Below are 8,241 nucleotides of genomic sequence, written 5' to 3'. Positions count from 1 at the left end.
GTGCTGGAGGCCCCGTCACGGGAGTCCGGCACCGCGCTTGCCGGCACCAACCGCCGCTTCGTCTCGACCGTCTCGGTCGGCTCGGTGCGTCGCACGCGCGAGGTCGAGCTGGCCACGACCGTCGGCGCCGTTCATCCCGACGACCAGCTGCTGACCATCCCGCAGCACACGCTCCTGTTTCGCGCCCGGCGCGGCACGGCGATCGCGCTGGCCATATCGGACGTCTTTGCCGAAGGCTCCGACCTCGAAAGCCTGCAGGCCAGGAATACCCGCGCGCCGCTCGAAGGCGACGAAGCGGCCACCTTCAAGAAGCTTCTGTCGGCCTCGGCTTACATCTCCGCCTTCAGCCTCGCCTCCTACCTGTTCCAGCTGATCGACAGCGACGGCGAGGCACCCAACGACATCCCCGAGCCGGACTTCCTGTTCGACACGCCGCAGGATGCGGTGAAGTCGATCCTCGCTGGCCTCGACAAGGCGATCTCGGGATCGTCCGATGATGCCGATTTGATGACAAGGGCACGCGCCTTCGCCCGCGTCGCCATCGACGGGCTTCTGGCCCGCAAGGGCCGCTTCGACGGCATCGGCCCGTTCGAGAACGCCCATATCCGCATCGATGCCGACGATTTCACTCTCGATGGTTTCGACGTCGCGCCGGGCAAGCGCTCAAAACCGCTGGTGATGACCTTCAAGAAGCCGGAAGAGGTCGTCGGCAACCACATCGCCAAATACCAGTCGGTCAAGCTCGCCAAGATGCTGATGGCCTATGATTTCGAGCGCGAACTCAATCCGTTCGTCGAGCTCGGCGGCTTCCTGTTCACCTTCATCGGCGACGGCGCCCCCGGCACTGGCAAGACGACGCTGATCCAGATGATCGCCGGCCTCGTCAACGGCTATTGCCAGGTCGCCGGCTATCCCTTCGCCTACGAGAATTTCGGCGTCGACCAGATCTCGTCCTACCAGGGCAAGTCGGGCCAGAACTGCCGCCAGTTCATCAACAATGTCTTGAACCCGCGCGTCATCGGCTTCGGCACCATCGACGACATCGACCAGGTGGCGGCGCGCCGCTCCGACGACCGCGCCTCGGCCGGCCAGCAGGAAATAACAGGCGTCTTGATGGACGCCTTCGCCGGCGCCGCCACCGTGGTGCGCGGCAACTGCTCATTCGGCATGTTCTCCAACTACCCCGAAAATGTCGACGACGCGCTGCGCCAGCGCGCCGGCGCCCGCTGGCTGGTCGACGGGCCGCAGAGCCGCGACGACTACATCGATATTTTTGTCCTGCTGGCGGGGAAAAACCACAAGATCCCGCTCGGCGACCACGACCTCTACGCCGCGCAGGAAATCCAGCGCGCCGTGACCGAAGCCTATGAGGAGCACGAGAAGCCGCAGGAAGATGGGCTGATGAAGGTCTACGAGCGCTACATGAAGGAGAACGGCGCGCCGAAATCGATGGCCGATATCGGCACCTATCTGCACCTGATCAAGGATGCCGAGCCCCGCTTCACCGGTCGCGCCATCAAGAATGTCACCGACGCCATCAAGATGCGCGCCATGGACATCGAGCTTCCCGACGATTGGTTCGAGAAGCCGGAAGTCTTCATGCACAAGGGCTACGACGAGAAGAAAGCGATGATCGAGGAACTGCGCGGGCCGTTCTCGATGGACATGGTCATGCAGGAGATCAACCGCTACGCCGACTCGGAGTTCCGTTATTCCGACAAGTCCGACGACTCCGCCGTGGAAAAACTGCTGCGCGACGCCCGCCTGCGCGAACGGGCTGCGCGCGAGATGGAGGAGATGAAGAAGAAGGGGCTATGGAATGCGTGAGCTGCGCCGGCCTTCCCTTCACCCCTTGTGGGAGAAGGCAAGATGAGCCCCGCCAAAAAACCCGATCTCCTGCGCGACAATGAGCTGATCTATGGCCGGCTGCTGACGGTCGACGAGCCGCATCTGATCCAGCGCTACAACAAGGCGCTCGCCGCATTCGGCTTGAAGCCGACCAAGCTGAAGACCTTCCAGATCGATCGCACCGGCTTTTCGCCCGAAGTGGCCGAGGAATGCGACGACTACGACTATCTCGATCCCAACGAGGTCAACCGCCGTTTCATCATCCTGACGCCGTCGCAGATCGACCTGCCGGTGGTGCACACCGCCTTCTCCAACACCTCGCAGCTGATGTTCGAGTTCATGTCCAAGAACCAGCGCGCCATCGATGCGCTGACGATCAAGGATGTCATCTACGGCGAGATCGAGGATTCCGTTCCCAAGGTCAACGATATCGAGGACCTGCTGTCGATCAGCCAGGTCGAGTTCAAGGTGCTGTCGGCTGAGGATGTGCTGGGCAAGGCCGCCGAGCTCGGCAAGCTCGTCGACCGGTTGAAGCAGGAGCCCGACGCCTGGCGCGACAGCGCCATGCTGAACCGCATGGTCGAGCTCGCCAAGATCTGCGGCGACATCCGCGAGAACGCGCTGGTGCCCGACCAGGTGATCTTCCGCCACAACGCCTACTGGACCAGCCATTTCGGTGGCCTTTACGTCTTCGTCGACCCGGATGTGACGACGGTGATCAGCGATCCTGCGGCGCCAGGCTTCCGCCGTTCGCGGCCGTGGCAGGTCAGCTATCTCTCCATTAACGACGCCGACAAGGTATTCAAGTTCCTCGCCACCACCGGCCGCATCGAGTTGCCGCGCGCCTCCTGGGTCGAGGCCTCGGGCTATCTCGAGCACCGCGCCGAGATGGTGGTGCGCGCGCTGATCCGCGATGCCGAGCCGAACCGCAACTTGACCAATGTCGACAAGGTCTGGCTGCAGACCTGGATCCAGAGCCATGCCGACCTGATCACCAGCGACGGCAATTTCCCTTTCCTCAACGCCGCCAAGCGCGAGATCGCCCAGCTCGGCCACCTGAAGATCGAGGATGTCTTCCCGCAGCAGCGCTTCCTGGTGATCCGCGCCAAGCCTGACCATCCTGACGCCTGGCTGACCAACCGGCTGATCTCGGATTTCGTGCCGTCGGACTTCGTCTCGCGCTACATCTTCAACAAGGACGGCTTCTACAAGGACTATGGCGGCTTCAGCGACGCCTGGCGATCGCATGTTGTGGACGTTCTCAAAACCACATATTTGAAGGACAAGGTGGCGTTTCGCACGCGCCTCTACGGCCTGACTGACTAGAACGAAATGAACCGTTATTTCGTTCTAACTTCTTGTTTTGGCGCATAATGTTATCCAAAAAGTCTGCAACTTTTTGGCATCATGCTTGAGGGGGTGACACAGCCATGCTCGATCCGATCGTGAACTTCTTCACCCGCATTTTCCAGTGGATCGGCCGCGGTATCGGGCTTTTGATCGGCGTCATCCTGTGGCCGTTCCTGTGGGCCGGACGCTGGTACACGCAACGCGGCTGGATCCTCAAGGCGGCGGTCGGCCTTGCTCTGCTGGTGCTGATCGGCCTCTATGCCAATTTCTTCTACGCCACCCAGTGGTGGAACAATTTCAACCCGAACTATCCAGACACCTACACGTTCGAGAAGCGCAATGTCTCCGCTGGCGAACAGGTCTCCGCCGGCGCCGGCACCGACACGGCCAAGACCTGCGGCAACTCCGGCATTGCCCAGATCGCCGCCGACCTGACCGACTTCAACGTCAACCAGAATGCCTGGATCTCGTCGATGATCCTCTACAAGCTCGGCCTGTTCGGCATCGACTGGGACAACACGCCGTGGATGGACAACAAGGCCTCCTTCCAGCGCGGCATCAACCAGGCGGTGCGGCGCACGGCGACTGAACTCGCCGACAATCTCGGCCGCGTCCGCACCACCTCGCAGATCGACAGCGATCTGCAGAATGCCCGCGGCAACCTGCAGTTCGACGAGGAGACCTGGTATTTCGGCCTGAACCCGTTCGGCCCCAAGACACCGACGCCGAGCTACTATCGCGACGCCGTGCGCATGCTGCGTTCCTTCAACGCTCGCCTTGCCACCTGCCAGGCGACATTCGACGCCCGCGCCGACAATCTGAAACAGTATATCGACCGCATCTCGTCCGACATCGGCTCGACCTCGGCGATCCTCAAGGAACGCGCCGAGAACCACAACAATGGCTGGTTCGACTTCCGCGCCGACGACCGCTACTGGTTCGCCTATGGCCAGCTCTATGGCTATTACGGCCTGATGAAGGGCGCCCAGGCCGACTTCGAGGACGTCATCAAGGAAAAGCATCTGCAGAACCTCTGGGACACGATGGACTCGCAGTTCGTTTCGGCGCTGAAGATCCAGCCTTTCATCATCGCCAATGGCCGCGAGGATGGCTGGCTGTTGCCGACGCATCTGACGACGATGGGCTTCTATGTGCTCAGGGTGCGCTCCAACATGGTCGAAATCAGCAACGTTCTGACGCAGTAGCGCTGTTCCATTAGGGACCAGGCGATGGCGAATTTGCGCCGTCGCCTCTGTCGCATTCCGTGCATTGTGCGGCTGTTTTGAGACGGCGGAACGACGCGTCCTCTGGCTTCTATACGGCGCGGCAACGGAGCCAGGAAGAACCGACGACAGGTCGGCCGGTCCGCAGAAGAATTTTCTCAAGAGGAAACATAGTTGCATACAAGTTGACGCCGCGGCAGCGACAGGGTTAGAACATGCCCGCGCCCGGTTCCAACCTGCTTGCCAGTAAGACCAAACCCGTCCCCTCCACCGTCCAATCCAGAGGAAAGCCGTCATGGCCGAAGTGAAGTCCGACATCGAGATCGCGCGCGGCGCCAGGAAAAAGCAGATCCAGGAGATCGGCCAGAAGATCGGCATCCCGACCGAACACCTGCTGCCCTACGGCCACGACAAGGCCAAGATATCAGCCGAATTCATCAAATCGGTGAAGGGCAACAAGGACGGCAAGCTGATCCTCGTAACCGCCATCAACCCGACGCCGGCCGGCGAAGGCAAGACCACGACCACGGTTGGTCTCGGCGACGGCCTGAACCGCATCGGCAAGAAGGCGATCGTCTGCATCCGCGAGGCTTCGCTCGGCCCGAACTTCGGCGTCAAGGGCGGTGCCGCCGGCGGCGGCTATGCGCAGGTCGTGCCGATGGAGGACATGAACCTCCACTTCACCGGCGACTTCCACGCCATCACCACCGCGCACAACCTGCTTTCGGCGCTGATCGACAACCACATCTACTGGGGCAATGAGCTCGGCATCGACACCCGCCGGGTCGTCTGGCGCCGCGTCATGGACATGAACGACCGCGCGCTGCGCGAGATCATCTGCTCGCTCGGCGGCGTCGCCAACGGCTTCCCGCGCGAGGGCGGTTTCGACATCACCGTCGCCTCGGAAGTCATGGCGATCCTCTGCCTGTCGACCGACCTGAAGGACCTGGAAAAGCGCCTCGGCGACATCATCGTCGCCTATCGCCGCGACAAGTCAGCCGTCTATGCCCGCGACCTCAAGGCCGACGGCGCCATGGCTGTGCTGCTGAAGGACGCCATGCAGCCGAACCTGGTGCAGACGCTGGAGAACAACCCGGCCTTCGTGCATGGCGGGCCGTTCGCCAACATCGCGCATGGCTGCAACTCGGTCGTCGCCACCACGACGGCGCTCAAGCTCGCCGACTACGTCGTCACCGAAGCCGGCTTCGGCGCCGATTTGGGTGCTGAAAAGTTCTTCGACATCAAGTGCCGCAAGGCGGGCTTGAAGCCGGCAGCGGCGGTCATCGTCGCCACCGTGCGCGCCATGAAGATGAATGGCGGCGTCAAGAAGGAAGACCTCGGCAAGGAAAACGTCGAGGCGGTGAAGAAGGGCTGCGCCAACCTTGGCCGCCACATCGAGAACATCAGGCAGTTCGGCGTGCCGGCGGTGGTTGCCATCAACCATTTCTATTCCGACACCGACGCCGAGATCCAGGCGATGAAGGACTATGTCGCCTCGATGGGCGAAGAAGCGATCCTGTGCAAGCACTGGGCACACGGCTCGGCCGGGATCGAGGATCTTGCCAACAAGGTGGTGGCACTGGCCGAATCCGGCGCCTCGCAGTTCGCCCCGCTCTATCCCGATGCCATGCCGCTGTTCGAGAAGATCAACACCATCGTCCAGCGCATCTATCGCGGCTCGGAAGCGATCGCCGACAAGTCGGTGCGCGACCAGCTCAAGGCGTGGGAAGACGCCGGCTACGGCCATTTGCCGGTGTGCATGGCCAAGACCCAATATTCCTTCTCGACCGACCCGAACCTGCGCGGCGCGCCGACCGGCCACACCGTGCCGGTGCGCGAGGTCAGGCTTTCGGCCGGTGCCGGCTTCGTCGTCATCATCTGCGGCGAGGTCATGACCATGCCGGGCCTGCCGAGGGCGCCGTCCTCGGAAAAGATCTTCCTCAATGAGGCCGGCAATATCGAAGGCCTGTTCTAAAATCCTTCAATTCAAACAGAAAGGGCGCCGCAGCGATGCGGCGCCCTTTCTGTTTTTTCGGATAGCCCTAAGCAGCGCTGCGCGACAGCGCCCGCTGGTTGGAGCCGAAGATCGTGTCGCGCTCCGGCAGCGCGCCGGTCTGCAGGCACTCGACCCATTCGGCGGTCTTGAGCACGGCGGCGAAGCGCGACTGCAGGATGATCGTGACCACGCGATGGATCTCCTCGGCCGAGGCGTAGCCGGCGCTGTTGGCGTAAGGCACCGAGCCGGTCGCATCCGACAGGAACTCGACGGCAAAGCCCATATGCACGGCGTGGATAATGGTCGACAGGTCACAATTATGCGTCATGTAGCCGACCACCGTGATCGTATCGATGGCATTGGCGCGAAGCCAGTCTTCCAGATCAGTGCCGGTGAAGGCGGAGGGCAGGTTCTTTTCGACATAATGGTCGCGCTCGCGCCTGGCGATTTCGGGATGCAGTTCGCCGCCGTGACTGCCCTTGGCGAAGATCGGCGAGGTCTCGGGCGCCATCTGCTTGACGACCACCACCTTGATGCCGGCAGCAGTCGCTGCATCCATGGCGCGTGCCACATTGACGACGCTGTCGCGGAACGGCGGATGCTGGATGGCGAGATTGCCGCCGTCGTAATCGTTCTGCACATCGACGACGATCAGCGCCCGGCGCGGCGCGGTGTTGGCTGGGTCAGACATGGTGTTTCCTTTCCGGCTTGAATTCGATGGATGGAAGATAGGCGGGCTGCCAGACAGCCGAAAGTGGCCCGATTGACATCATTCGAAAGAATTGGGACAATCCGCATTCAACCGCTGGAAGCACCCATGAACGACCCGATCATTGCCGTCCTCGCCTTCGACGGCATCAGCCCGTTCCATCTTTCCGTACCGTGCCTGGTCTTCGGCGAGGACAGGACGGCGCTTGGCCTGCCGCGCTTCGACTTCCGCATCTGCGCGGTCAAGGCCGGGCCGATCCATACCGAAGCCGGGCTGACAATTGCCGCGCCGCATGGGCTCGAAGGGCTCGACGGCGCCGATATCGTCATCATCCCGAGCTGGCATCATCTGAGCGAACCGGTATCGCCGCTGCTGATGGAAGCGCTGCGCCATGCGCACCAACGCGGCGCCTTGATTGTCGGCCTGTGCCTCGGCACCTTCGCCATTGCAGCGGCCGGGCTGCTTTCGGGCCGACGTGCCGCGACGCACTGGGCCTATTGCGAACAATTGCAAACACTCCATCCCGACATCGCTGTCGATGCCGCGGTGCTCTACGTCGACAATGGCGATGTCGTGACCTCGGCCGGCGTCGCCGCCGGCCTCGACTGCTGTCTCCACATCGTGCGCGCCCGCTATGGCGCGGAAGCAGCACTCCGGCTCGCCCGCCAGATCGTGCTTTCTCCGCACCGGCAGGGTGGGCAGGCACAGTTCATCGAGCATCCGGTGGCAAGAAGCGCGGACGCCGACCGCTTCACCCAGGCCCTCGACGCGGTTCGCGCGACGCTTGGCGAGGCGCATAGCCTGGACCGCGTCGCCGAGGCCGCCGGCCTGACCCGCCGCACCTTTACCCGTCGCTTTCAGAAATCGATCGGCGCCAGCTTTGGCGATTGGCTGACCAGCCAGCGGATCGAACTGGCGCAGCGTTTGCTGGAAGCGACGGAGAAATCGATGGACATGATCGCCTTCGAAGCCGGCTTCGGCAGCGCCACCTCGTTGCGTCAGCATTTTGCCGCGAGACTGAGGACATCGCCGGCGCAATACCGGCGAGAGTTTTCCAGGCGAGGCGATCAGGAAGAGCGCATGACGTATGTCCTGTCGTCCTGACCTGTTCAGCC

Annotated in this window: 6 protein-coding genes; 5 read left to right on the top strand and 1 reads right to left on the bottom strand. The window is 62.5% G+C overall.

All coding sequences use genetic code 11. From position 1 onward, the window contains the following. The 4 genes from EN925_RS13150 to EN925_RS13135 form a co-directional block, all read left to right on the top strand. Positions 1–1,827 (top strand): ATP-binding protein (locus EN925_RS13150; RefSeq protein WP_164894193.1); only part of this gene is annotated, 1,827 nt, incomplete at its 5' end. 42 nt (positions 1,828–1,869) lie between these two features. Continuing rightward, positions 1,870–3,174 (top strand): DUF6638 family protein, encoded by a 1,305-nt coding sequence (locus EN925_RS13145; RefSeq protein WP_127369343.1) that lies wholly within the window; start codon positions 1,870–1,872, stop codon positions 3,172–3,174. A gap of 104 nt (positions 3,175–3,278) precedes the next feature. Beyond that, positions 3,279–4,403 carry a DUF2333 family protein gene (locus EN925_RS13140; protein WP_013529949.1) on the top strand — a complete coding sequence of 375 codons (1,125 nt, stop codon included), beginning with the start codon at positions 3,279–3,281 and terminating at the stop codon, positions 4,401–4,403. Between the two features lie 313 nt (positions 4,404–4,716). After that, entirely contained in the window at positions 4,717–6,396 is a 1,680-nt protein-coding gene (locus EN925_RS13135) for a formate--tetrahydrofolate ligase (RefSeq protein ID WP_013529948.1), read from the top strand. Positions 6,397–6,463: 67 nt separating this feature from the next. Here the strand turns inward: EN925_RS13135 and EN925_RS13130 are convergent, their stop codons facing one another. Beyond that, a complete protein-coding gene (locus EN925_RS13130; RefSeq protein WP_127370304.1) occupies positions 6,464–7,108 on the bottom strand; it encodes a cysteine hydrolase family protein in 645 nt (214 codons plus the stop codon). Between the two features lie 126 nt (positions 7,109–7,234). Here EN925_RS13130 and EN925_RS13125 point away from each other — a divergent pair, with 126 nt between their 5' ends. Further along, positions 7,235–8,230 carry a helix-turn-helix domain-containing protein gene (locus EN925_RS13125; protein WP_024504530.1) on the top strand — a complete coding sequence of 332 codons (996 nt, stop codon included), beginning with the start codon at positions 7,235–7,237 and terminating at the stop codon, positions 8,228–8,230. The last annotated feature ends 11 nt before the right edge of the window (positions 8,231–8,241 follow it).

The organism is Mesorhizobium sp. M7A.F.Ca.US.006.04.2.1 (genome assembly GCF_004022915.1).
GTDB lineage: Bacteria > Pseudomonadota > Alphaproteobacteria > Rhizobiales > Rhizobiaceae > Mesorhizobium > Mesorhizobium ciceri.
Note: the sequence above shows the minus strand (reverse complement) of the source record. Positions and strands in the feature narration are given on the sequence as shown.